This is a genomic window from Streptomyces winkii, from assembly GCF_032248595.1.
GTDB classification, from domain to species: domain Bacteria; phylum Actinomycetota; class Actinomycetes; order Streptomycetales; family Streptomycetaceae; genus Streptomyces; species Streptomyces winkii.
Genome location: NZ_JASTTH010000007.1, coordinates 411,999 through 435,283 on the forward strand (window position 1 = coordinate 411,999; position 23,285 = coordinate 435,283).

Annotated in this window: 19 protein-coding genes; 9 read left to right on the forward strand and 10 right to left on the reverse strand. The window is 70.1% G+C overall.

What is annotated here, in order from left to right:
• Window positions 1-184: 184 nt before the first annotated feature.
• Both QQM67_RS23240 and QQM67_RS23245 read right to left on the reverse strand, forming a co-directional pair.
• A complete protein-coding gene (locus QQM67_RS23240; protein WP_314176048.1) occupies window positions 185-1,684 on the reverse strand; it encodes a glycosyltransferase family 87 protein in 1,500 nt (499 codons plus the stop codon).
• Between the two features lie 129 nt (window positions 1,685-1,813).
• Window positions 1,814-4,504, reverse strand: coding sequence for a transglycosylase domain-containing protein (locus QQM67_RS23245; protein ID WP_314176050.1), 2,691 nt, complete (start codon window positions 4,502-4,504; stop codon window positions 1,814-1,816).
• 371 nt (window positions 4,505-4,875) lie between these two features.
• On the opposite strand from QQM67_RS23245, the gene QQM67_RS23250 reads away from it, so the two are divergent.
• Together QQM67_RS23250 and QQM67_RS23255 are read left to right on the forward strand one after the other, a co-directional pair.
• Window positions 4,876-5,568 carry a PadR family transcriptional regulator gene (locus QQM67_RS23250; RefSeq protein WP_314176052.1) on the forward strand — a complete coding sequence of 231 codons (693 nt, stop codon included), beginning with the start codon at window positions 4,876-4,878 and terminating at the stop codon, window positions 5,566-5,568.
• Window positions 5,569-5,617: 49 nt separating this feature from the next.
• Window positions 5,618-6,694: an inositol-3-phosphate synthase gene (locus QQM67_RS23255; RefSeq protein WP_314176054.1), complete on the forward strand. Its 1,077-nt coding sequence runs from the start codon at window positions 5,618-5,620 to the stop codon at window positions 6,692-6,694.
• Between the two features lie 550 nt (window positions 6,695-7,244).
• Here the strand turns inward: QQM67_RS23255 and QQM67_RS23260 are convergent.
• The 3 genes from QQM67_RS23260 to QQM67_RS23270 all read right to left on the reverse strand — a co-directional run bounded on the left by QQM67_RS23260 (window position 7,245) and on the right by QQM67_RS23270 (window position 11,026).
• On the reverse strand, window positions 7,245-8,276 hold the full coding sequence (locus QQM67_RS23260; protein ID WP_314176056.1) for an alanine racemase: 1,032 nt from the start codon (window positions 8,274-8,276) through the stop codon (window positions 7,245-7,247).
• A 78-nt stretch (window positions 8,277-8,354) separates the two neighbouring features.
• The gene (locus tag QQM67_RS23265; RefSeq protein WP_314176058.1) at window positions 8,355-9,473 is read right to left on the reverse strand and encodes a lipid II:glycine glycyltransferase FemX; all 1,119 of its coding nucleotides are present in this window, start codon (window positions 9,471-9,473) and stop codon (window positions 8,355-8,357) included.
• A 65-nt stretch (window positions 9,474-9,538) separates the two neighbouring features.
• Window positions 9,539-11,026, reverse strand: a complete 1,488-nt coding sequence (locus QQM67_RS23270; RefSeq protein ID WP_314176060.1) for an MFS transporter — start codon at window positions 11,024-11,026, stop codon at window positions 9,539-9,541.
• Window positions 11,027-11,278: 252 nt separating this feature from the next.
• Here QQM67_RS23270 and QQM67_RS23275 point away from each other — a divergent pair, with 252 nt between their 5' ends.
• Window positions 11,279-12,223, forward strand: coding sequence for a DUF5996 family protein (locus QQM67_RS23275; protein ID WP_314176062.1), 945 nt, complete (start codon window positions 11,279-11,281; stop codon window positions 12,221-12,223).
• 214 nt (window positions 12,224-12,437) lie between these two features.
• On the opposite strand, the gene QQM67_RS23280 is transcribed toward QQM67_RS23275, so the two are convergent.
• A complete protein-coding gene (locus tag QQM67_RS23280) occupies window positions 12,438-12,800 on the reverse strand; it encodes a UBP-type zinc finger domain-containing protein (protein ID WP_314176064.1) in 363 nt (120 codons plus the stop codon).
• A gap of 248 nt (window positions 12,801-13,048) precedes the next feature.
• The gene (locus QQM67_RS23285; RefSeq protein WP_314176066.1) at window positions 13,049-13,348 is read right to left on the reverse strand and encodes a hypothetical protein; all 300 of its coding nucleotides are present in this window, start codon (window positions 13,346-13,348) and stop codon (window positions 13,049-13,051) included.
• A 245-nt stretch (window positions 13,349-13,593) separates the two neighbouring features.
• On the opposite strand from QQM67_RS23285, the gene rpsF reads away from it, so the two are divergent.
• The 4 genes from rpsF to rplI all read left to right on the forward strand — a co-directional run bounded on the left by rpsF (window position 13,594) and on the right by rplI (window position 15,432).
• Window positions 13,594-13,884, forward strand: coding sequence for a 30S ribosomal protein S6 (gene rpsF / locus QQM67_RS23290; RefSeq protein WP_314176067.1), 291 nt, complete (start codon window positions 13,594-13,596; stop codon window positions 13,882-13,884).
• A 160-nt stretch (window positions 13,885-14,044) separates the two neighbouring features.
• Window positions 14,045-14,617: a single-stranded DNA-binding protein gene (locus QQM67_RS23295; RefSeq protein WP_314176068.1), complete on the forward strand. Its 573-nt coding sequence runs from the start codon at window positions 14,045-14,047 to the stop codon at window positions 14,615-14,617.
• 113 nt (window positions 14,618-14,730) lie between these two features.
• Complete coding sequence (gene rpsR / locus QQM67_RS23300; protein WP_028438380.1) at window positions 14,731-14,967, forward strand: 30S ribosomal protein S18; 237 nt, start codon at window positions 14,731-14,733, stop codon at window positions 14,965-14,967.
• 18 nt (window positions 14,968-14,985) lie between these two features.
• Window positions 14,986-15,432 carry a 50S ribosomal protein L9 gene (gene rplI, locus QQM67_RS23305; RefSeq protein WP_314176071.1) on the forward strand — a complete coding sequence of 149 codons (447 nt, stop codon included), beginning with the start codon at window positions 14,986-14,988 and terminating at the stop codon, window positions 15,430-15,432.
• Window positions 15,433-15,756: 324 nt separating this feature from the next.
• Here rplI and QQM67_RS23310 read toward each other — a convergent pair whose 3' ends face one another.
• Complete coding sequence (locus QQM67_RS23310) at window positions 15,757-17,097, reverse strand: MATE family efflux transporter (RefSeq protein WP_314176073.1); 1,341 nt, start codon at window positions 17,095-17,097, stop codon at window positions 15,757-15,759.
• Window positions 17,098-17,575: 478 nt separating this feature from the next.
• On the opposite strand from QQM67_RS23310, the gene dnaB reads away from it, so the two are divergent.
• A complete protein-coding gene (dnaB, locus tag QQM67_RS23315) occupies window positions 17,576-20,521 on the forward strand; it encodes a replicative DNA helicase (RefSeq protein WP_314176075.1) in 2,946 nt (981 codons plus the stop codon).
• 91 nt (window positions 20,522-20,612) lie between these two features.
• On the opposite strand, the gene QQM67_RS23320 is transcribed toward dnaB, so the two are convergent.
• Window positions 20,613-21,179 carry a dihydrofolate reductase family protein gene (locus QQM67_RS23320; protein ID WP_314176077.1) on the reverse strand — a complete coding sequence of 189 codons (567 nt, stop codon included), beginning with the start codon at window positions 21,177-21,179 and terminating at the stop codon, window positions 20,613-20,615.
• A gap of 326 nt (window positions 21,180-21,505) precedes the next feature.
• Between QQM67_RS23320 and QQM67_RS23325 the strand changes: the two genes are divergently transcribed.
• A complete protein-coding gene (locus QQM67_RS23325) occupies window positions 21,506-22,339 on the forward strand; it encodes a PIG-L family deacetylase (protein WP_314176079.1) in 834 nt (277 codons plus the stop codon).
• A gap of 30 nt (window positions 22,340-22,369) precedes the next feature.
• On the opposite strand, the gene QQM67_RS23330 is transcribed toward QQM67_RS23325, so the two are convergent.
• Complete coding sequence (locus QQM67_RS23330) at window positions 22,370-22,945, reverse strand: dihydrofolate reductase family protein (RefSeq protein ID WP_314176080.1); 576 nt, start codon at window positions 22,943-22,945, stop codon at window positions 22,370-22,372.
• Window positions 22,946-23,285: the final 340 nt, after the last annotated feature.

Sequence of the window (23,285 nt, forward strand, 5' to 3'; positions counted from 1 at the left end):
CCCCAGCTTCACACACGCGAGGGTGGGCGCGCGTGCCGATACCGACGGGGGTGAAGAGGGCGGTACGGGACGTGATTCGTGTTTCACGTGAAACATCCGGCTCACGCCGCGGGGCTGCCGGCCACGCCCCGGTCGCCTAGTGGAACACGATCTTCCGGATCGGGGAGCGGTCCGAGCGGCCCGCTCAATGGGCCGTGGTGCCCCAGTGCACTTGTGCCTCCTCGAACGGCACGGGCTTCGCGCGCGTGGCCCGGCGTCCGTGCGCCCCCAGCGTGAAGACGTCCGGAGCCCGGTCCAGCAGGCCGCCTCCGGGGTCGTCCGAGCCGTCCCGGCGCACGACGTCCCGCTCCGGCATCAGCGCGTCCCGTACCACCACGGCGCACAGGTACAAGGTGCCGAGCAGGTGGGCCAGGATTACCAGCTGGTAACCCTCTGCCGGAAGGCCCTGGTGCTTGTCGCCGCTGCCCGTGTAGGCGAGGTAGAGCCAGATGCCGAGGAAGTAGACGGCCTCGCACGCCTGCCAGATCAGGAAGTCCCGCCACTTGGGGCGGGCGAGGGCGGCGAGCGGGATGAGCCACAGCACGTACTGCGGCGAGTAGACCTTGTTGGTCACGATGAAGAGCGCCACCACCAACAGCGCCAGCTGGGCCAGGCGCGGGCGCCGCGGCGCACGCAGCGCCAGCAGCGCGATGCCCGCGCAGCCGAGGGCCATCAGCGCCATCGCGTAGACGTTGGCGTCGGAGACCGGGTCGCCCGTGCGCTGGGAGATGATCAGCCAGATGGAGCCGAAGTCGACGGGGCGCTCCTCGCTGAAGCTGTAGAACTTCGACCAGCCCTGGGGGGCGAGCAGCATCACCGGCAGGTTCAGGCAGAGCCACGAACTCACCGCGGCGCCAAGGGACTTGGCGTACGAGCGCAGGAGGCCGGCCCGCCAGCACAGCAACAGCAGCGGGCCCAGCAGCAGCGCCGGATAGAGCTTGGCGGCCGTCGCCAGGCCGATCAGCACGCCTGCCGCGACCGGGCGGCTGCGCGACCACATCAGCATCGCCCCGGCCGTGAGGGCCACGGCGAGCAGGTCCCAGTTTATGGTCGCCGTCAGTGCGAGAGCGGGCGCGAGAGCGACCAGGAGGCCGTCCCAGGGGCGGTTGCGGTGGGTCCGTGCCGCGCAGACGAAGAGAACCGCGGCGCAGATCATCAGCATCCCGGCGTTGACCATCCAGTAGATCTGCTCGCGGTACTGGATGCCGCCGCCGTCCGGCGTCAGCCACGAGGCGACCTCCATGAACACCCCTGTGAGCACCGGGTATTCGAGGTAGGTCATGCCGCCGGAGACGCGCTCGGGGATGCGGTCGAAGTACGGGGTGAGGCCGTCGGCGAAGCCGCGTCCGGCGAAGAGATGCGGGATGTCGGAGTAGCACGCGTGCGTGTACTGGCTGGTCGCCCCGGAGAACCAGGCTCCGTTGAAGCACGGCGCCTTCTGCACCATGCCCAGCACGAACATGCCGATCCCCAGCAGCGCCACCACCCGGACCGGCGTCCACCAGCCGCCCGTGCCCGGCGCGACACGGCGGCCCGCCGGACCTCCGATCAGCTCGCTGCCGGCGGCGGCGACCTCGTCCTGCTCCGTCGGGTGCACGGTGGCGCTGTTCCGGTCGGTCAGCTCCGGGGGGTAGGCACGCGTCATGGGGCACATCCTGCCGTACGGCCGCGGACGCCAGCAGCCCCGTCACGGTGTTGCCCGTGACGGGGCTGCTGGGCCGAGCGGTGCGGCTTCCGGCGGGAGCGGAGGTGCTGCCGGGGCCGCGGGTGGGAGCTACTCCTTTTCGCGGCCTCCTGGTCCGCCGAACAGGCCTCCGCTGTCGTTTCCGCCGTCCTGGCCCGTGTTGGTACCGCCGTCCTGGCCCGTGTTGGTGCCACCGTCCTGGCCCGCGTCGGTTCCGCCTGTCTGGCCCTGGTCGTTTCCGCCTGTCTGGCCCTGGTTGTCGCACACGAGCGGGTTGTCGCACGTGTTCGAGGGAGACGGGGACTGCGACGGGTTCTGCGACGGGTCCTGTGACGGGTCCTGCGACGGGACATCGGTCGGACTCGGCGTCGGGGAGGGGCTCGCGCCGATGCCGAAGACCGGTTCGCCGATCGGGTCCGGCTCGGGGAAGAGCTTGGTGGGCGTGCCGCTCAGCGCGCCGGTCATGTACTTCGTCCAGATCTCGGCGGGGAAGGACGCACCGTGGATGGAGTCCTGGCCGCCCACGCCGTACATCTTCTGGAAGCGCTGGGTCTTGGCCTTGTCGTTGACGCGCCACATGCCGATCGACGTCGACAGCTGCGGCGTGTAGCCGGTGAACCACGCGGACTTGTTGTCGTCCGTCGTACCGGTCTTGCCCGCCGCCGGGCGGCCGAGCCCCTGCGCCGCGGTGCCGGTGCCGTCCTGGACGACCGTCTCCAGAACGTTGGTGACGTTGTCCGCCACGCGGGCCTCGAAGGCGCTCTTGACCTGCTTCTGGTGCTCGTAGATCGTCGCGCCGTCGTCCTCGACCCGAGTGACCGAGTACGGCTCGGACTTCATGCCGCTGCTGGCGAACGTGCCGTAGGCGTTGGCCATCCGGATGGCGCTCGGCGCCGAGGTGCCGAGGGAGAAGGTCGGCGTGGTGCGCGAGAGGCTGTCCTCGTTGAGCCCGGCGTCGAGCGCGGCCTTCTTGACCTTGTCGACGCCGACGTCCATGCCGAGCTGGATGTAGGGCGTGTTGACCGAGTACTGCATGGCCTCACGCAGGCTGATCCGGCCCTTGCTCTCGTTGCCGTCGTTGCGCTGGCGCCACTCCTTGCCCTTCTCGTTGCGCCAGATGGTGCCGTCGTAGTTGCGCAGCTTGATCTTGTTGTCGCCGTTGTAGACGCTCTTGGGCGAGGCCGGCGTACGGGCGTCCGCGCCCTGCACCTCCGGCCCGTCGGGGTTGCGGACGCCGTCGCGCATCGCCGACGCGAGGACGAACGGCTTGAACGTGGACCCGACTTGGACGCCGGTGTAGTCGGCGTTGTTGGTGAAGTGCGTGGTGGCGTCCTCGCCGCCGTACATGGCGACGATCGCGCCGTCGTTCGGCTTCACGGAAGCGCCGCCGAACTGCACGTACTTGTCGACGTCGCGCTTCTTCGGGTCGATGTTCGCCTTGCGCACGCGCTCGACCGCCTTCGTCATCTCGGCCATCTTCTTCTTGTCGAAGGTGGTGTGGATGCGCAGGCCGCCCTGCTTGAGCTTGCGGTCCGAGATGTTGCTGTTGGCCGTGATGTAGTTGTTGACGATGTCGACCATGTAGCCCTTCTGGCCCTTGAGTTCGGTCGACTTCTTCGGCTTCGCGGGCATCGGGAACTTCGTGTACTTGGCCCGCTGCGCCTGCGACATCCGGCCCGTCTTCACCTCGCGGTCGAGCGTCCAGCTCCAGCGGTCCTTGGCACGCGCGATGTTCTTCGCCTTCGTGGCCGCCGAACCGATGCCGCCCTCGGGGTCGTAGAGGTTCGGGCCGTTGAGCGTCGCGGAGAGGAACGCGGCCTCGCTCGCGTTGAGGTCCTTCGCGTCCTTGCGGTAGTACGCCTGCGCCGCGGCCTGGACGCCGTACGCGCCGCGCCCGTAGTAGCCGGTGTTCAGGTAGCCCTGAAGGATCTTCGGCTTCTCCTGCGTCGCACCGACCTTGATGGAGATGAACAGCTCCTTGACCTTGCGCGTGATCGTCTGCGACTGGTCGAGGTAGGTGTTCTTCACGTACTGCTGAGTGATCGTCGAACCGGACTGGGTGTCACCGCCCAGCGCCATGCGGCCGACCGCGCGCACGATGCCGATCGGGTCGACGCCGCGGTCCTGGTAGAACGACTCGTTCTCGGCCGCGATGACCGCGTTCTGCATCGACTTGGGGATCTGGGCGAGCGGCACGATCTGCCTGTTCTGGTCGCCGCCGCCCGCGACGACCATCTCCTTGCCGTTGGCCCAGTAGTAGACGTTCTTCTCCTGCTGTGTAGCCGCCTTCTCGGAGGGCACCTGCACCATCGCCAGCGCGATACCGGAGAGGCCGATGATCGCCCCGAGGAAGCCGGCGAAGGATCCGAGCACGAGCTTCCACGACGGCACCCAGCGGCGCATCCCGACCTTGTTCCAGCGCGGGTAGTCGATGAACCGCTTGCGGGGCGGGGGCTGGTAGCGCCCGCGGGCCCTGCCGTACCCGCCTCCGCCGCCGCGGCCTCCCGCACCGGCACCGGCCATGCGGCGGCCGCCTCCGCCGAGGCCGCCCGCGGCCATCCCGGCGCCGGCCGCGGCACCGCCTGCTCCGGCAGCCCGGCGGCGGCCTCCGCCGCCTCCGCCGCGGGGTGCAGCTCTCCGGGCGTCGGCGCGACCGCCGTACGAGCTTGACGCGCCCCCCCTGGGTGGCGGGGTGGAACGGCGGCCGGCGCCGGACGGCGGCTGCGGCTGCGCTGCGCGCCGGCCGCGCCCCTGTGGCGGCTTTCGACGGTGCTCGCTCATGGAACAGCTACTCCTCGGGCAGGCGCTCGCGCCTGAAGGTGGCAGTTGACGTCTGGTCCCCCCGAGCACGGCCCGCAGACACAGGGTCTGCCGGTCGCACTGCACCCAGGACGATGACGCGTTCGGGCGTCTTCTGGTTCCCGGTGGTGGTCTGCACGCGCACAGACTACGCAGATCCAAAACGCCCCTTAGCGAGTATTCATCTCAATCGAGGCAAGTTGCCTTCAACTAATCAGAGATGTGAGTCCCTTCACCCGCCGCCCACTTGTCGCTCAGGCACGCCCCGTTCTATCGTGCTGATGTATCGGGCCGATACATCAGGATGAGACAAGTACACGGTCGGCGCGCGGGGTTGGAGGGGGCGGTGCAGCATGAGCCGGCGCTCGGGGATCCTTGAGTTCGCCGTACTCGGCTTGCTTCGCGAATCACCCATGCACGGTTATGAGCTGCGAAAACGGCTCAACACGTCGCTGGGAGTCTTCCGCGCCTTCAGTTACGGATCGCTCTACCCGTGTCTCAAGACCCTTGTGGAACGCGGGTGGTTGACCGAGGAGCACGAGCCGGCGCGGCCGCCGCAGGAGGGCGAACGGGAGGCGCTCTCGGCCTCGTTGAGCGGGCGCAGGGCAAAAATCGTCTACAGACTCACGGCCTCCGGAAAAGAACACTTCGAGGAGCTTCTTTCACAGACCGGACCGGACGCGTGGGAAGACGAACACTTCGGTGTCCGTTTCGCCTTTTTCGGGCAGACCTCGCGCGACGTGAGGATGCGGGTGCTCGAAGGGCGCCGCAGCCGGCTGGAGGAGAGGCTCGCGAAGATGCGCGCCTCCCTCGCCCGCACGCGCGAACGGCTCGACGACTACACCCTCGAACTTCAGCGCCACGGCATGGAGTCCGTGGAGCGCGAAGTCCGCTGGCTCACCGAACTCATAGAGAGCGAGCGGACCGGGCGCGACAGGGAGGCGGGCAGCGATCCCGGGCCTCCGCAGCGCCGCCCAGGAGACGCGGGTGGCCGGCCCCGGCACAGGGGTGGCACCCCGCCGGATCCGTCCGACGACACCGCATGAGGCCCCGTACGAACGCGGCCTCACCGACCAGACACAGGGAGCAACCGGAATGGGTTCGGTTCGTGTAGCCATCGCAGGCGTGGGCAACTGCGCCGCCTCGCTGGTGCAGGGCGTCGAGTACTACAAGGACGCCGACCCGGGCAGCAAGGTGCCAGGTCTGATGCACGTCCAGTTCGGCGAATACCACGTGCGCGACGTGGAGTTCGTCGCCGCCTTCGACGTCGACGGCAAGAAGGTCGGCCTCGACCTGGCAGACGCGATCGGCGCGAGCGAGAACAACACCATCAACATCTGCGACGTGCCGCCGTCCGGCGTGACCGTGCAGCGCGGGCACACGCTCGACGGGCTCGGCAGGTACTACCGCGAGACCATCGAGGAGTCCGACGCGGCGCCCGTCGATGTCGTACGGGCGCTGCGGGACTCCGAGGCCGACGTCCTGGTCTGCTATCTGCCCGTGGGCTCCCAGGAGGCCGTCGAGTTCTACGCACAGTGCGCCGTCGACGCCGGAGTCGCGTTCGTCAACGCACTGCCCGTCTTCATCGCGGGCACGAAGGAGTGGGCGGAGAAGTTCACCGAGGCGGGCGTGCCGATCGTCGGGGACGACATCAAGTCGCAGGTGGGCGCGACGATCACGCACCGCGTGCTGGCGCGGCTCTTCGAGGACCGGGGGGTCATCCTCGACCGCACGATGCAGCTGAACGTCGGCGGCAACATGGACTTCAAGAACATGCTGGAGCGCGACCGGCTGGAGTCCAAGAAGATCTCCAAGACGCAGGCCGTCACCTCCCAGATCCGCGACCGCGAACTGGGCGCCGACAACGTGCACATCGGGCCGTCCGACTACGTGGCGTGGCTCGACGACCGCAAGTGGGCGTACGTACGGCTGGAGGGGCGCGCGTTCGGCGACGTGCCTCTCAATCTGGAGTACAAGCTGGAGGTCTGGGACTCGCCGAACTCCGCGGGCGTCATCATCGACGCGCTGCGCGCGGCGAAGATCGCGAAGGACCGGGGCATCGGGGGGCCGATCCTCTCGGCGTCCTCGTACTTCATGAAGTCGCCGCCCGTGCAGTACTACGACGACGAGGCGCGGGAGCTGGTGCAGGCGTTCATCGACGGCAAGGCGTAGGCCGCCGGGGGGCGGCGGGGCTCCGGGGGGCCGACGCGGGTCTGCGCCCGCGCGGCCCCCGGCCCGCTTCGGGCGGCGCAGTGCCGGGTGGCGGGCGTGACTCCGGTGGGCGGGGGCGGTCGGGGACCGGCCCCCGCATCCGCATTCCGCGTCGCGGGCAGAACGCCGAACGGCCCGGAGGGCGCAAGGGCGTTGGCGGGCGGGGGTCCTGTCCGGGCTGCGGCCCGCCGCCCGCGAGCAGGGTGCGAGTTCGCCGTGCCTGGGCGGCGCCCGCCGGGACACGGGCTCGTCGCCGTGGTGTTGATTCCGCCGGACTCTGTGCGTGGGGCGTCTGGCCGTCGCGGCGGGAGGGGTGGGCGTTGCGCGGCCGGGTCGGGCCGGAGTGGCAGGGCTCCGCTCCCGTGAACACATCCGGGGTGTACGGGGGTTGGTTCCCCGGGCCCCGGCGTGGGGCGGCGCCCCGTACGCCCCGCGCTCGGCCGCAGCCCGAACTCCCGCCGCTCGCAGGGGCGTTGGGACCCGGCCGCCGCCCCCCCGTGGCGGCCCGCGGTCAGCGGTCGACCGTGCGGTCCACCATCGTCGTCGTGTGGCGCAGTTGGGCCGTGAGTTCCTCGCCGACCTTCGGCTCCGCGGCGTCCGCCGGTACGAACAGGATCGACATCTGCATGTGCGGCGGCTCCGCGAACCACCTCTGCTTGCCGCCCCAGAGGAACGGCGAGAGGTTCCGGTTCACCGTCGCGAGTCCCGCGCGGGCCACGCCCTTCGCCCGCGACGTCATCCCGTGCAGCGCCTTCGGCGACTCCAGCCCGACCCCGTGCGAGGTGCCGCCCGCTACGACCACGAGCCAGCCGTCGCCCGGCGCCTTCGTCTGCCGGTAGCCGAACCGGTCGCCCTTCACGACCCTCGTCACATCCAGGATCGAGCCCCGGTACTCCGTGGCCGTGGGGTCGCCCAGCCACAGCCTCGTACCGATGCGGGCCCTGAAGTCCGTGCGCGGGAACTGCTGTTGGAGGCGCGCGAACTCCTCCGGCCCCAGATGGGAGACGAACATCGTCTCCAGTGGCAGCCGGGCCGCGCGCAACCGGTCCATCCAGCCGATGACTTCCTCGACCGCGTCCGAACCGTCCGTACGGTCCAGGGGCAGATGGATCGCGAAGCCCTCCAGGCGCACCTCGTCGATCGCGGCGTGCAGCTTCGGCAGATCCTCCTCGGTCACCCCGTGCCGCTTCATGCTGCTCATCACCTCGATGACGACCCGCGCACCCCGCATCAGGCCGACGCCCTCCACCGAGGAGACCGAGCGGATCGCGCGGTCGGGCAGCGGCACCGGCTCCTCGTCCTTGCGGAACGGGGTGAGCACCAGCAGGTCGCCGCCGAAGAAGTCCTTCATGCGGGCGGCCTCGTAGGTCGTGCCGACAGCGAGGACGTCGCTGCCGAAACGGGTGGCTTCGTCGGCCAGCCGCTCATGGCCGAAGCCGTAGCCGTTGCCCTTGCAGACCGGGACGATGCCCGGGTACTGCTGGATCACCGACTGCTGGTGCGCCCGCCAGCGATCGGTATCGACGTAGAGGGTGAGCGCCATGGCCGGTAGGGAACCTTTCTTCCGTCTCTCGTCTCGGGTCTGATTGCGACCTCTCGTCCAGCGCGGCGTGCCGCGCCGTCAGCGTCGCGACATGTAGATGTCAAGCGCCTTGTGCAGCAGCTTATTGAGCGGGAAGTCCCACTCGCCGAGATACTCCGCGGCCTCTCCCCCGGTGCCCACCTTGAACTGGATGAGGCCGAAGAGATGGTCGGTCTCGTCCAGCGAATCGCTGATGCCACGAAGGTCGTAGACGCTCGCCCCCAGTGCGTACGCATCCTGGAGCATCCGCCACTGCATCGCGTTCGACGGCCGGACCTCGCGCTTGTGGTTGGCCGACGCTCCGTACGAGTACCACACATGGCCGCCCACGATCAGCATCGTGGCGGCAGCGATGCGTTCGCCCTCGTGCTCGGCGAAGTACAGCCGCATGCGGTTCGGTTCCTCGGCGTTGAGGACCGTCCACATGCGTTCGAAGTAGGCCTTGGGCCGCGGGCGGAACTTGTCGCGCTCCGCGGTGATCTCGTACAGCCGCTGCCAGTCGTCCAGATCCTGCAAGCCGCCCTGCACGACCTCGACGCCCGCCTTGTCGGCCTTCTTGATGTTGCGCCGCCACAGCTGGTTGAAGCCCTTGTGCACGTCCTCCAGCGACCGCCCCTCCAGGGGCACTTGGAAGACGTAGCGGGGCTGTACGTCGCCGAAGCCGGCGCCGCCGTCCTCCCCCTGCTGCCAGCCCATCCGGCGCAGCCTGTCCGCGACTTCGAAGGCCCGCGGCTCGATGTGCGTCGCCTGCACGTCGCGCAGGCGTTTCACATCCGGGTCCTGGATTCCGCGCTTGATCGCGGCCGCGTCCCAGCGCCGGATGACCACCGGCGGCCCCATCTTCACCGAGAAGGCGCCCTGCTGCTTCAGATGCGCCAGCATCGGCTGGAGCCAGCGCTCCAGGTTCGGCGAGTACCAGTCGATGACCGGGCCCTCCGGCAGATACGCCAGATACCGCTTGACCCTCGGCAGTTGCCGGTAGAGCACAAGGCCCGCACCCACGAGTTCGCCGTCGCCGTCGAACCAGCCCAGATTCTCCGAGCGCCACTCGCCCTTCACGTCGGCCCACGCAGGCACCTGGCAGTGGCTGGCCGAGGGCAGGCTGCGGATATACGCCAGGTGCTGCTCGCGGCTGATGGTCCTGAGGGTCAGACTCATGCGGAACGCTCCTCCGGGCGCAGGCGGGTGACTCGCCGCGAAGCCTACTGTGCGTCGGGGCAGGCTCACGCCCCGCCGCCGGGCTTCTCCCGCTCTGCGGCGGGCGGCGGTGCGGACAGCGAACACGACCTGCACACGGCGTCCACCGTCTCGGGTGCCGGCGCGGCCATACGTACGAACACCCAGGCCGTGACCGCTGCGGCGCCCAGCAGTCCGGCGCAGGTCAGCATCGCGCCGTGGAAGGCGGCGTCGACGTCGGGGGGCGAGCGGTACTCGTTGCCGGACAGCCCGACGAGCGACGGGATGGCGGCCACGGAGATGAGACCGCCCGTACGAGCCGCCGCGTTGTTGATTCCGCTCGCGGTGCCCGCCCTGCCCACGTCCACGGACTCCAGCACCGTCGCCGTGAGCGGAGCCACCAGGAGCGTCATGCCGGCGCCCAGGCCGATCCCGGCCGGCAGCACGTCCCCGAAGTACGAGGCGTCCGGCCCGATCCGGAGCATGAGCAGCACCCCCGCCCCGGCCAGGACAGGGCCCGCCGTCAGCGGAACGTGCGGCCCGATGCGCGTGCCCAGGCGCGCCGCCCGGCTGGAGAAGGCCAGCATCAGCAGCGTCAGCGGCAGCAGCGCGAGCCCGGCCAGCAGGGGCGGGTAGCCCGCGGTGGTCTGCAACTGGAGCACCAGGAAGAAGGACACGGCGGCGAGCGCCCCGTAGATCAGCACCGTCACCACGTTCGTGTACGAGAACAGCCGCACGCGGAAGAGGCCGAGCGGCACCATCGGACGCGGTGAACGCCGCTCCGTCACGATGAACGCCGCGCCCAGGAGCACCGCCGCGCCGCCGGTGACGAGCGCGGGGAGGGGCTGCGTGGAGGACGCGGTCAGCGCATAGGTGAGGGAGCACAGCGAGAGCGCCGCCAGCACGGCTCCCGGGACGTCGAACCGGCCGCTCGCCGCCTCGTCGCGGTTCTCCGGCACGTGGCGCACCGCGACCACCGCGGTCAGTACGGCGAAGGGCAGGTTGATCAGGAAGACCCAGCGCCAGCCCGGGCCGCCCGCGAGCCAGCCGCCGAGCAGCGGGCCGACCGCTCCGGCGACGCCGCCCAGACCGGCCCACGTTCCCACCGCGGCCGCACGCTCCTGTGGACGGAAGACCGCCTGGATGATCGCGAGGGATCCCGGCGTCAGCAGCGCGCCCCCGATCCCTTGCAGGCCACGGGCGCCGACGAGCAGCGTGGCGCTCGGCGCGAGCCCGCACATCGCGGACGAGACGGCGAACCACAGCACGCCGATGACGAAGATCCGCCGGCGCCCGTACCGGTCACCGAGGGAGCCGCCCAGCAGGATCAGTCCGGCGAGCGTCAGCAGGTACGCGTTCACCGCCCACTGGAGCCCCGCGAGGCTCGACCCGAGGTCCTCGCCGATGCGAGGAAGGGCCACGTTCACGGCCGTACCGTCCAGCAGCACCATGCTCGAACCCAGAACCGTCGCGAACAGCACCCGGCGACCGGTGGGGCCGGACATGGTCACCTCACCAGCGCGCGCAGTGTTCATGGCGTCCATCCTGGGGCCCGGCAGGCCGCGGCGGTACGAGGCAATGCGGGCGGAACGGCCGGGACGGGCCGGGGGCGGCCCGGGGACGGGGTGCCGGAGGCGGTGCCGAGCCGCCGGGAGCGACGCCGCGGGTGCGCACATGCCGGACAACGCTGATCTCGTCATCATGGGAACCGCCGGGCCCGCCGTGCCCGCTCGCGCAGCGGGCCGCGCCGGGACAGGAAGCACCACAGCGAGAAGGGGGACGAGGCCATGGAGCTCTTCCCGCCCCTGCCGCTCAGCGAGTGGCGGGACACCAAGGAGACCCTGCACCGCTTCGAACAGCTCGTCGGCAAGATCCGTCTTACGTCGAGCAGCCGCCGCAACCACTGGTGGAACGTGCCGTACCACCTCACCGGGCGCGGCATCACCACGCGGCCGATGGGACAGACCGACGGCAACCCCGTCTTCACGATCGACTTCGACTTCGTCGATCACCAGCTGATCGTCACCGCCCTCGACGGTACGCAGATCTCCTTCCCCCTCCTCGGCCAGTCCGTGGCGTCGTTCCGGCGGAACCTCCTGGAGGCGCTCGCCGACCTCGGCATCCACGCGGAGATCCCGCACCCCGGGCCGTTCGACCTGCCCGACTCCTCCAGGCCGTTCTCCCAGGACACCGAGCACGCCACATACGTTCCTGAGCACGCCAACCGGTACTGGCAGGTCCTCAGCCAAGTCGCGCTCGTGCTGGAGGAGTTCGCCGCCCGCTTCTCGGGCAAGTGCAGCGCGGTGCACCACTTCTGGCACACGTTCGACCTCGCGCACACCCGCTTCTCCGGGCGGCACGTCGAGCAGCCGCCGCAGACGGACGCGGTGACGCGTGAGGCGTACTCGCGCGAGGTGATCAGCTTCGGCTTCTGGTTCGGCGACGACTCGTTCACGGAGCCCGCCTTCTACGCGTACGCGGCGCCCGAGCCCGCCGGGCTGGAGCTGGAGCCGCTCAGGCCGGAGACGGCGCGCTGGGTCCCGCAGAACGGCAGCCATCTCGCGCTGCTGCGCTACGAGGACGTGCGCGCGCTCGACGATCCGCGTGGGGCGCTGCTCGACTTCTACGAGAGCGCGTACCGCGGAGCCGCCGCCCGGGCGGACTGGGACATCGAGGGGTTCGAGAGCCCCGGCGGCATCACGGACCAGCAGCTGGTCGCACATCGCGGCTGACGACCGGCGGGTGGCGGCTGGGCACCGGCAACCGGCAACTGACAGCTGACAATTGGTTGTCAGCTGTCAGCTGTCAGCTGTTAGCTGTCGCCTGTCAGGTGTCCGTCGTCAACTGTCAGCCGTCAACTGACCGCTGTCGGCCGTCGCCCGACCGCTGACCGCTGACCGCTCACCGCTGAGAGCCGCCTCCGCCGACAGGCCAGTCAGCCCCCGCTCAGTGCAGTTGCCGCTCCCAGTCCGCGGGGACCTTGCCCTCGGGGCCCGGCGTCGGCTGCGACTTCGGATGCGACGTGGGCGGAGCCAGCTGCGGGCCCTCGTAGACCTGCTCGGTGTCCGTGTTCCAGAACCAGTCCTCGCCCGGCTCGAAGCTCGTCAGGAAGGGATGCCCCTCCTGCTGCGCGTGCATCGTGGCGTGCTGCCCGGGAGAGGAGTCGCAGCAGCCGATGTGCCCGCACGCGGCGCAGCGCCGCAGATGGAACCACCACCCCGGCCCGTCGCCCGCGGAGCACTCCACACAACCCGTGCCGCTCGGCTGTGCGGCCGCATCGATGCCGGGGATGCCGTCCTGAAGTGCCATGTGCCGCTTCCTCTCGCTCGGCCCCCCTGAACCAGCCACCGGCCGTGCCGAAGCCGTCACACGATCGGCTGATTGCCGGACGCCGGCCACCCGCAGCCGGACGTTCGCCAGCGTAAGCAGCACACGCATGCCCGGCACCTCGGGAGAGGGCCGGGCAGCGCACTGAAGCGGCGCAGTAAAGGAGACGCGGTTCCGTACGCGGACGCGCTCGGTGATTCCCGTACGGAGAAGAGCGGCAGGAGCGCCGCTCAGGCGAGGAGACCGCCGTGCATCATGCCCAGGTAGAGGCCGAAGGCGGCCCCGCCCATGCCGATGATCAGCGCGAAGCGCTCACCCGTCGTGGCCGAGATGAACTGCCCCCACGCCCCGGTGACGACACCCACCAGGCCCGTCCACGCGCTGAGCACGTGAAGCCCCGACCAGAACGCCGTCATGAACGCGACCACTCCCAGGAGGGCCGTGACCGCCGCGAGCGAGCTCTCCAGAGGGTGAGCCCTGCCGTCGTCGAGGAGCATGGAGACCGGGTTGTGCCGTACTGCCTGTGCCATGCGGCACCTCCTGCAGAGGCCAGCATCGGCGGCGCCCTCGTGACGCCGCTCACACCGTTCCGTCCAGGTTGCGGCGACTCGGGTCCGGATTTCAACCGGAAGGCTCAGGCCGGGTACTCTGAACGGTCTGCACCGACGCCCCTACTCGGCCGGCTACCCGGCCGGGCGGCGCGGGTGCGGAGCGCATCACGAACCTCCTGCCACGGAACGACCGTGGCCGCGAGTCCGAAGGAGGTGGGTTCCACATGCGTCACTACGAGGTGATGGTGATCCTCGACCCCGATCTCGAGGAGCGAGCGATCTCCCCGCTGATCGAGAACTTCCTTTCCGTCGTCCGCGACGCAAAGGGCAAGGTCGAGAAGGTCGACACCTGGGGCCGTCGCCGGCTCTCCTACGAGATCAACAAGAAGCCCGAGGGCATCTACTCGGTCATCGACGTCCAGGCCGAGCCTGCGACCGTCAAGGAACTCGACCGCCAGATGAATCTGAACGAGTCGGTTCTGCGGACCAAGGTCCTGCGTCCCTCCGCCCACTGAGCCGTACGGCACAGAGAGCGTCGGGGACCGGCACAGGACCAGACACCGAGTAGCAGCAAGCCACCACGCACGGCACGTGGCACACAGCACGATCCGCGTGCCGCGGCACGAGCCACAGAAGCCACAAAGCAGCCAGCAGCACCCCGCCGAGAGGTTCCCCATGGCAGGCGAGACCGTCATCACGGTCGTCGGCAATCTTGTCGACGACCCCGAGCTGCGCTTCACCCCCTCCGGTGCGGCGGTCGCGAAGTTCCGAGTCGCGTCCACCCCGCGCACCTTCGACCGTCAGACCAACGAGTGGAAGGACGGCGAGAGCCTGTTCCTCACCTGCTCGGTCTGGCGCCAGGCGGCGGAGAACGTCGCCGAATCCCTCACCAAGGGAACGCGCGTCGTCGTACAGGGCCGCCTCAAGCAGCGCTCGTACGAAGACCGCGAGGGCATCAAGCGCACGGTCTACGAGCTGGACGTCGACGAGGTCGGCGCCAGCCTCCGCAACGCCACCGCGAAGATCACCAAGACCAGCGGCCGAGGCGGCCAGGGCGGCGGCTTCGGCGGCGGCGGTCAGGGTGGCGGCGGCTGGGGCGGTGGCCAGGGCGGCGGCCAGCAGGGCGGCGGCGCACCCGCGGGCGACCCGTGGGCGACCGGCGCACCGGCCGGCGGCGGCCAGGGCGGCGGCGGTGGCGGCTGGGGCGGAGGCTCCGGTGGCGGCTACTCGGACGAGCCCCCCTTCTGACCGGAGCGCGCACGCGCACCGGCCAGGACGACGACCGGCCGCCGGGCACCGGAGCCGTTCGCCGGGGCAGGGCCAGACAGCTGCACACTTCTTGAAACTCAACGGAGAGAGACATGGCGAAGCCGCCTGCTCGCAAGCCGAAGAAGAAGGTTTGCGTGTTCTGCAAAGAGAAGATCAACTACGTCGACTACAAGGACACGAACCTGCTGCGGAAGTTCATTTCCGACCGCGGCAAGATCCGTGCCCGCAGGGTCACCGGCAACTGCACCCAGCACCAGCGCGATGTCGCCACGGCCGTGAAGAACAGCCGTGAGATGGCGCTGCTGCCCTACACCTCGACCGCTCGATAAGGGAAGGGTGACCGACAGATGAAGATCATCCTGACCAACGAGGTCTCCGGTCTCGGTGCCGCGGGCGACGTCGTCGAGGTACGCGACGGATACGCCCGCAACTACCTGATCCCGCGCCGCGTCGCCATCCGGTGGACGAAGGGCGGGGAGAAGGACGTCGAGCAGATCCGCCGCGCCCGCAAGATCCACGAGATCGCCACGATCGAGCAGGCCAACGAGGTCAAGACCCGGCTCGAGGACGTCAAGGTGCGTCTGAAGGTCCGGGCCGGCGACCAGGGCAGGCTCTTCGGCTCCGTGACCCCGGCGGACATCGCCGGTGCCGTCAAGGACGCGGGCGGCCCGGAGATCGACAAGCGCCGCATCGAGGTGGCCGCGCCCATCAAGACCCTGGGCTCCCACCAGGTGTCGGTGCAGCTGCACGCCGAGGTGGCCGCCAAGGTCGACATCGAGGTCGTCGCCGCCTGACGGCCGCGCGCAGTCGTGTATCAGCGGAGGGCCGTACCCCTGGTGAGGGGTACGGCCCTCCGGCTTGCGCCGTGCGGGTCCCGGGCGTCAACTGCGCGTGCCGCTCGGACGGTTGACCGCTGAGCCGATCTGCGCGTCCTCCTTCGGCTGACCGCCCCGGGGCGTCGTTCCGTGCGGGCCGGGCCGCTGTCGGCTGTCCGTGCGGACCGGGTCGTCAACTGGGCGTGCAGGGCCGGTCGTTCACCGTCCGTACGGGGCCTGCGGCCCGTACGGCCAGGAGAGCCCTGCGAGTCGGGGGCGAGCCCAGCACGCGGCCGCGTGCCGTCAGGCCCGCACCGCTCCCGTCACGACCCACCGGCCCGACCGGGCGCGTGCCCACAGCGTGATCAGCCGCACCCCCATCATCACGCCCGCGACCGCCCACCACAGCGCCGTCAGACCGCCGCCCAGCACCGGCACCAGCAGCGCCACCGGGGCGAACACCGCCAGGGTCACGAGCATCGCGCTCGCCAGATACGGGCCGTCCCCCGCTCCCATCAGCACGCCGTCCAGCACGAAGACGACGCCCGCCACCGGCTGCGTCACCGCGACCACGAGCAGCGCGGGCGTCAGCGCCGCGATCACCGCGCCGTCCGACGTGAACAGCGGCATGAAGAACGGCCGTGCCGCCGCGACCAGCAGGCCCAGGACCACACCCGAGACGACCCCCCACTGCACCATCCGCTTGCACGCCGCCCGCGCGCCCGCCTCGTCGCCCGCGCCCAGATACCGTCCGATGATCGCCTGTCCCGCGATCGCGATCGCGTCCAGCGCGAACGCGAGCAACGACCAGAGCGTGAGGGCGATTTGGTGTGCCGCGATGTCCGCGTCGCCGAGCCTCGCCGCCACGGCCGTCGCGATCATCAGCACCGCGCGCAGCGACAGCGTACGGATCAGCAGCGGCGTTCCCGCCTGGGCGCACGCCCGGATGCCCGCGGCCTCCGGGCGCAACGACGCGCCGTGCCGCCGAGCGCCCCGTACCACCACGAACAGATACACCGCCGCCATCGCCCACTGCGCGAGCACCGTGCCCCACGCGGAGCCCGCGATGCCCAGCCCGAACCCGTAGACGAGCAGCAGATTCAGCACGGCGTTCGCCGAGAAGCCGCCCACGGCGACGAACAGCGGGGTCCTGGTGTCCTGGAGGCCGCGCAGCACGCCCGTCGCCGCGAGGACGACGAGCATGGCGGGGATGCCGAGCGCGCTGATGCGCAGATACGTCACCCCGTGCGGCGCCGCCGTCGCGGACGCCCCGAAGAGATCCACGAGAGCCGGAGCCCCCGGCAGCACCACGACGACCACGGCCAGGCCGAGCAGCAGCGCGAGCCAAATGCCGTCCATGCCCTGCCTGATGGCGGCCGGAAGGTCGCCGGCGCCGACCCGGCGGGCCACGGCGGCGGTGGTCGCGTACGCGAGGAAGACGAAGATGTTGACCCCGGTCTGCAAGAGCGCCGCCGCGACTCCGAGGCCCGCGAGCTGCGGAGTGCCCAAGTGCCCGACGATGGCGCTGTCCACCATGACGAAGAGAGGCTCCGCGACGAGCGCGCCGAAGGCGGGGAGGGCGAGCGCGACGATTTCGCGGTCGTGGCGCCGCATGGTGGCGCGGGTGGCGGCGGGGTCGGTCATGGACTCGATCCAAGCATCCACAGGTAATGGCTGCAAGCGGCCTCTGTCTATTACGTTCGTGCGGCTCGCGTGCGTGTGCGGCAACGGTGGGCCAAGCCGCGTAACGATCCGGGTCTCGGGGCCAAGTTTTTTCCCCGCACAGGCGGTGGACGCCGTCGCCACAGGTCAGGGGTGCTCAATGGGGAAGAGGCCGGACTTCTCCACAGGGCTGTCCCCCGACCCGTACACAGCTTTCGCCGTCTTCTCCACAGAAACCGAGGTGCCGTCCACATCACCCTGTGGATAACAACTTTGGCGCGTGCTCCGCGGCGCCATAACGTTGGTCCTCGCCCGCCCCACAAACCCCTCGTCAACTCCGTTTGCTCGACGCGCCGATGCGGAGTCGGGCGGCGCATTGTCAGAGCCGTGCCGTAAGAAAGAGGGGCAGTGCGGTCAGGTCCGGTCGTGCGCGATCACCGGACGGGGAGGAGGTGGACGCGTGACTCAGCAGCCCGAACACGTCGATGAGGCCTGGGCCGTTGACCCCGGCGCCCGCCCCGCCGCACGCCCCGCCCACCCCGAGCGCTTCCCCGCCGCGCGCGGCAGGAACGGCGCGCAGGGCGGCCCCGGTGGAAACGGGCACGGAAACGCGCACACCGAGCGCCACGACCGCGGCGCGGAGACGCCGGCGCCCGCGGCGGTCTCCTTCGAGCGCGTGCCGCCGCAGGACCTCGAAGCCGAACAGTCCGTGCTCGGCGGCATGATGCTCTCCAAGGACGCGATCGCCGACGTCGTCGAAGTGCTCAAGGGGCACGACTTCTACCGTCCCGCGCACGAGACGGTCTACGAGGCGATCCTCGACCTCTACGCCAAGGGCGAGCCCGCCGACCCCATCACCGTCACCGCCGAACTCACGCGGCGCGGCGAGATCGGCCGCGTCGGCGGCCCGGGTTACGTCCACTCGCTGGTGCAGACGGTGCCCACGGCCGCCAACGCCGAGTACTACGCGGAGATCGTCCACGAACGGGCCGTGCTGCGCAGGCTCGTGGAGGCGGGCACGCGCATCACACAGATGGGATACGCGGCGGACGGCGACGTCGACGACATCGTCAACTCCGCCCAGGCGGAGATCTATTCGGTCACCGAGCAGCGCACGTCGGAGGACTATCTCCCGCTCGGCGACATCATGGAGGGCGCCCTCGACGAGATCGAGGCGATCGGTTCGCGCAGCGGCCAGATGACGGGCGTGCCCACGGGGTTCACCGATCTTGACTCGCTGACGAACGGGCTGCACCCCGGCCAAATGGTCGTCATCGCGGCGAGGCCCGCGATGGGTAAGGCGCTGGCGCTCGATACGCCGCTGCCCACCCCCGACGGGTGGACGACGATGGGCGAAGTCGCCGTCGGGGACCGCTTGCTGGGTGCGGACGGGGAGCCCACGGCCGTCGTCGCCGTGACGGACGTGATGCACAACCGCCCCTGCTTCAGGGTGACTTTCGACGACGGGACGAGCGTCGTCGCCGACGCCGACCACCAGTGGCTCACCGACACCCGCGCGTCGCGTCGTTCGGCGGCGCAGGCCGCTGCCGGCCGCGAAGGCCACCGTCGGCCGGGGGCTCTGCCCTCGGTGAAGACCACCAAGGAGATCGCCGGGACGGTGCGGTGCGTCACCGCCGATCGGCGCCTGAACCACTCGGTGCGTACCGCCGCACCGCTGGATCTCCCCGAGCGGGAGCTGCCGGTTGAGCCGTACGCGCTGGGCGCGCGGCTCGGGGGCGGGGCCGCTCCTGTGGCCAACGGGCCCATCCCGCAGGGGTACTTGCGGGCCTCCGTCTCCCAGCGCCGGGCGCTCCTCGCCGGGCTTCTCGACGCGGGCGGCACCGTGAGCCGTACGGGCTCGGTCCGGTTCGCCGCCGCCAACCGGGCGCTCGCCGAGGGCTTTTGCGAGCTGGTGCTCAGCCTCGGCTACCGCTGCGGGATGCGCACCGAGCGCGTCGCGGGACGTCATGGACGTACGGCAGGGGCGCCCTCGACCCGCTACGTCGTCACCTTCGCCACCGACGACGAGGTCTTCCGGCCGGGCCGAAAGCAGCAGGAGCACCGGGCCCGTCGCCGTCCGGCCGCGCCGCGGCTGAACCGGCGGTTCATCAAAGCCGTCGAGGAGATCGGCTCCGTCCCGGTCCGGTGCGTGGAGGTGGACAACCCCGCGCGTCTGTACCTCGCGACGCGGTCCATGATCCCGACTCACAACAGCACGCTGGCGCTGGACTTCGCGCGGGCCTGCTCCGTGAGGCACAACATGCCGAGCGTGATCTTCTCGCTGGAGATGGGGCGCAACGAGATCGCGATGCGGCTGCTGTCGGCGGAGGCGCGGGTGGCGCTTCACCACATGCGGTCGGGCTCGATGACGGACGAGGACTGGACGAGGCTTGCCCGTCAGATGCCGCAGGTGACGGAGGCGCCTCTGTACATCGACGATTCGCCGAACCTGTCGATGATGGAGATCCGGGCCAAGTGCCGCCGCCTGAAGCAGCGGAACGATCTGAAGCTCGTGGTGATCGACTATCTCCAGCTGATGCAGACGGGCAGTTCACGGCGCCCGGAGAGCCGTCAGCAGGAGGTCTCCGAGATGTCGCGGAACCTGAAGCTGCTCGCGAAGGAGCTGGAGGTTCCGGTGATCGCGCTCTCGCAGCTCAACCGTGGTCCGGAGCAGCGTACGGACAAGAAGCCGATGGTCTCCGACCTTCGTGAGTCGGGCTGCATGACGGGTGACACCACGATTCTTCGCGCGGACACCGGAGTGCCCGTCACCTTCGACGAGTTGATGGAGAACGGGCACGAGGGGGTGCTGGTGTGGTCGCTGGACGAGCGGCGCCGCCTGGTCGCCGCGCCGGTCACCAACGTCTTCTCGTCCGGTGTGAAGCAGGTCCACCGTCTGCGGCTCGCGTCAGGACGTGAGGTCAAGGCGACCGCCAACCATCCGTTCCTGACCTTCGGCGGGTGGACGCCGCTGGAGGGCATCGCTGTCGGGGACCGGATCGCCGTTCCCCGCCGCATCCCGGAACCCGTCGGGTCGGGGCCCGGCTGGTCCGAGCGTCGATCCGACGACGTCCCGGACTCCGATCCACAGCCTGCCGCCTCCACGGACGACGTGTTCTGGGACAGGGTGGTGGCGATCGAACCGCTCGGCGAGCAACCCGTGTACGACGCGACGGTCAAGGGGACACACAACTTCGTCGCCGACGGCATCGTCGCCCACAACAGCATCGAGCAGGACGCCGACATGGTGGTACTGCTGCACCGTGAGGACGCGTACGAGAAGGAGTCGCCGCGGGCGGGCGAGGCGGACTTGATCGTGGCGAAGCACCGCAACGGCCCGACGGCGACGATCACCGTGGCCTTCCAGGGCCACTACTCGCGCTTCGTGGACATGGCGCAGACGTAGGGCCTCGCGGCTGATGTCGTGATCTCACGGGCCGCGCCGTACCGATGTCGTATACGACATCTCCGCGAGACCAGCGCGTGGGTGCTGCTGCTCAGCGCCTCGTCTCGTACCTGGTCAGGACCACGCCGCCGGGAAACGTCCGCGTCTCCACCAGGTTCAGGTTCACCCAGCCGTCCAGCGCGGTGAAGAACGGCGTGCCTCCGCCGACCAGGACCGGATGGGAGGCGATCGCGTACTCGTCGATCAGCCCGGCGCGCATGGCCGCCCCGGCGAGCGTTGCGCCGCCGATGTTCATCGGGCCGCCGTCCTCGGCCTTGAGCCGGGTGATCTCGGCGATCGCGTCGCCGGTGACCAGGCGGGTGTTCCAGTCGACCTTGTCGACCGTCGAGGAGAACACCACCTTCGGCGTGTCCCGCCAGTTCCGCGCGAACTCGATTTGTGCCGGGGTGGCGTCGGGCTGCTGGTCGCCGGTCGGCCAGTACGAACTCATCGCCTCCCACAGCTTGCGCCCGTACAGCGACAGGCCACTCGCCTTCTCGTGGTCGAGCCACCACTGGAACAGCTCGTCGCTCGGCACCCCGCCCCAGCCGATGTCGTCGCCGGCCGCGGCGATGTAGCCGTCCAGGGTCAGGTTCATGCCGTAGATCAGATTCCGCATGGCCCAGCCTTCCGTCCGTGGGTGTCCGGCCTATAGACCAGTGCGGCGCGGGAACTCATCGGCATCTGTGCGCGCTCCCAGATCACGCGAGATCGGCATGGCACGAGCGGCGAGACCCTACGCGTAGGTTCTGAAATCTCTTGTCCGGCCTGGCCGGGCCGGGAACAGCCGCTCCGGCCGGCCGGTTGCATCCGACGAGGGCCGGCGCCCCGTACCGAGGGACACGGAGTACAAGATCGTCCGTCCCACCGGGATTCGGGCCTCAGGATCGCGGTACGTCCGCCGCTCACCCGGACCACGATGCACTTCTGCAGGAGGACTGTTCCATGACTGACCGGCCCTTGACGCTCATGGCAGTACACGCCCACCCCGACGACGAGGCCACCGGAACCGGAGGCGTCCTCGCGCGCTATGCGGCGGAGGGCATCCGTACGGTTCTGGTGACGTGTACCGACGGCGCTTGCGGTGACGGACCCGGGGGTGTCAAGCCGGGCGATCCCGGACACGATCCGGCGGCCGTCGCCGCGATGCGCCGTCAAGAACTCATGGCGAGCTGTGACGTCCTGAAGGTCAGCGATCTGGAGATGCTGGACTACGCCGACTCCGGGATGACGGGCTGGCCGAGCAACGACGCCCCCGGATCCTTCTGGCGGACCCCCGTGGAGGAAGGCGCCGCCCGACTCGCGGAGCTCATGCGGCACTACCGGCCCGATGTGGTCGTCACCTACGACGAGAACGGCTTCTACGGCCACCCCGACCACATCCAGGCCCACCGCATCACGATGGCGGCGCTGGAGAAGACCGAGCTGACGCCGAAGGTGTACTGGACGACGATGCCCCGCTCGATGATGCAGCGGTTCGGGGAGACCGTGCGCGAGTTTCAGGAGGACATGCCGGAGCCGGATCCTGCCGAGGCCGCCGCGATGGCCGAGATCGGCCTCCCCGACGACGAGGTCACCACGTGGGTGGACACCATCGCCTTCAGCGGTCAGAAGTTCGATGCGCTGGCCGCGCACGCCAGTCAGGGCGAGAACATCTTCTTCCTCAAGATGGGCAAGGAGAAGTTCGGCGAGTTGATGGGCATGGAGACCTTCGTACGGGTCAAGGACGCCACCGGCGCCGCCGTACCCGAGAACGATCTCTTCGCCGGACTGCGCTGATCCGCCCGTCCGGCCGGGGCCCGGGATGGCTCATCGGCGCTTCGGTACGCGGAAGCGCAGGTGGGTCACGGTTCCGGCGAACGGCTCGCCCTCCGGGATCAGTTCGCCCCGCCGCCCCGGGAACAGCGGCGTCCCCTCGCCGAGCAGCACCGGGACGAGGTGGACGCGGACCTCGTCCAGCAGTCCGGCGCCGAGGAGTTGGCCCGCGACATCGGCGCCGAGCACCATCACGTCCTTCTGCCCGGCGGCCTGCACGGCGCGGCGGGCCGCGGCCTCCAGCCCGTCGAAGGCGAACGTCCCGCTGTTGTCGCCGGGCAGGTCCTGCCGTACGCGATGGGTGACCACGAAGCTGGGGACGCCGGGCCACGGCGTGCCGCCCCAGGGGCCGAGACCGAGATCGAACGTGCGCCGCCCGATGACCGCCGCGCCCACCGAGGCGTCGACTTCGCGGCGGGCGGCGGCATCGGCCTCGCCGTTGGGGCCCGTCCCCGCCATCCATGTGTGCAGGCTCTCGCCGCCGTCCCCCATGGGCTCCGCCTCGCGGACGTTCGGCCCGGCCGTGAACCCGTCCAGGGACATCGACACATCCAGCACGACCTTGGCCATCGTCGCCCTCACCCCTGCCTGGGCGCCGCGGGCCGGCGCCGTCACGAGATGGTCGCAGACGGGCAATACCTTTGAAACCCTTCCCAATTCAGCGGACTCAGGCAAAGGGTGCGGAGTGGTGCGAAGTTGCCGGGGCCGCCTCAGAGTTCGGTGCGCGGGATGTGAGTGAGCCTTCAAGTGCTGTGCGCGCGGACGCCTTCGGGATCGTCACGGACGCCGCCGTCGCCGTCGTCACCGGCGCCGACGGCGGAGGTGGAGGCCGTACGGTCGCCCGCTGACCCGCGTTCCCGGGGCAAGGGGGGCGCAGGGCTTATGGCGCGTGCGCCCCTCTGCGCCCCCT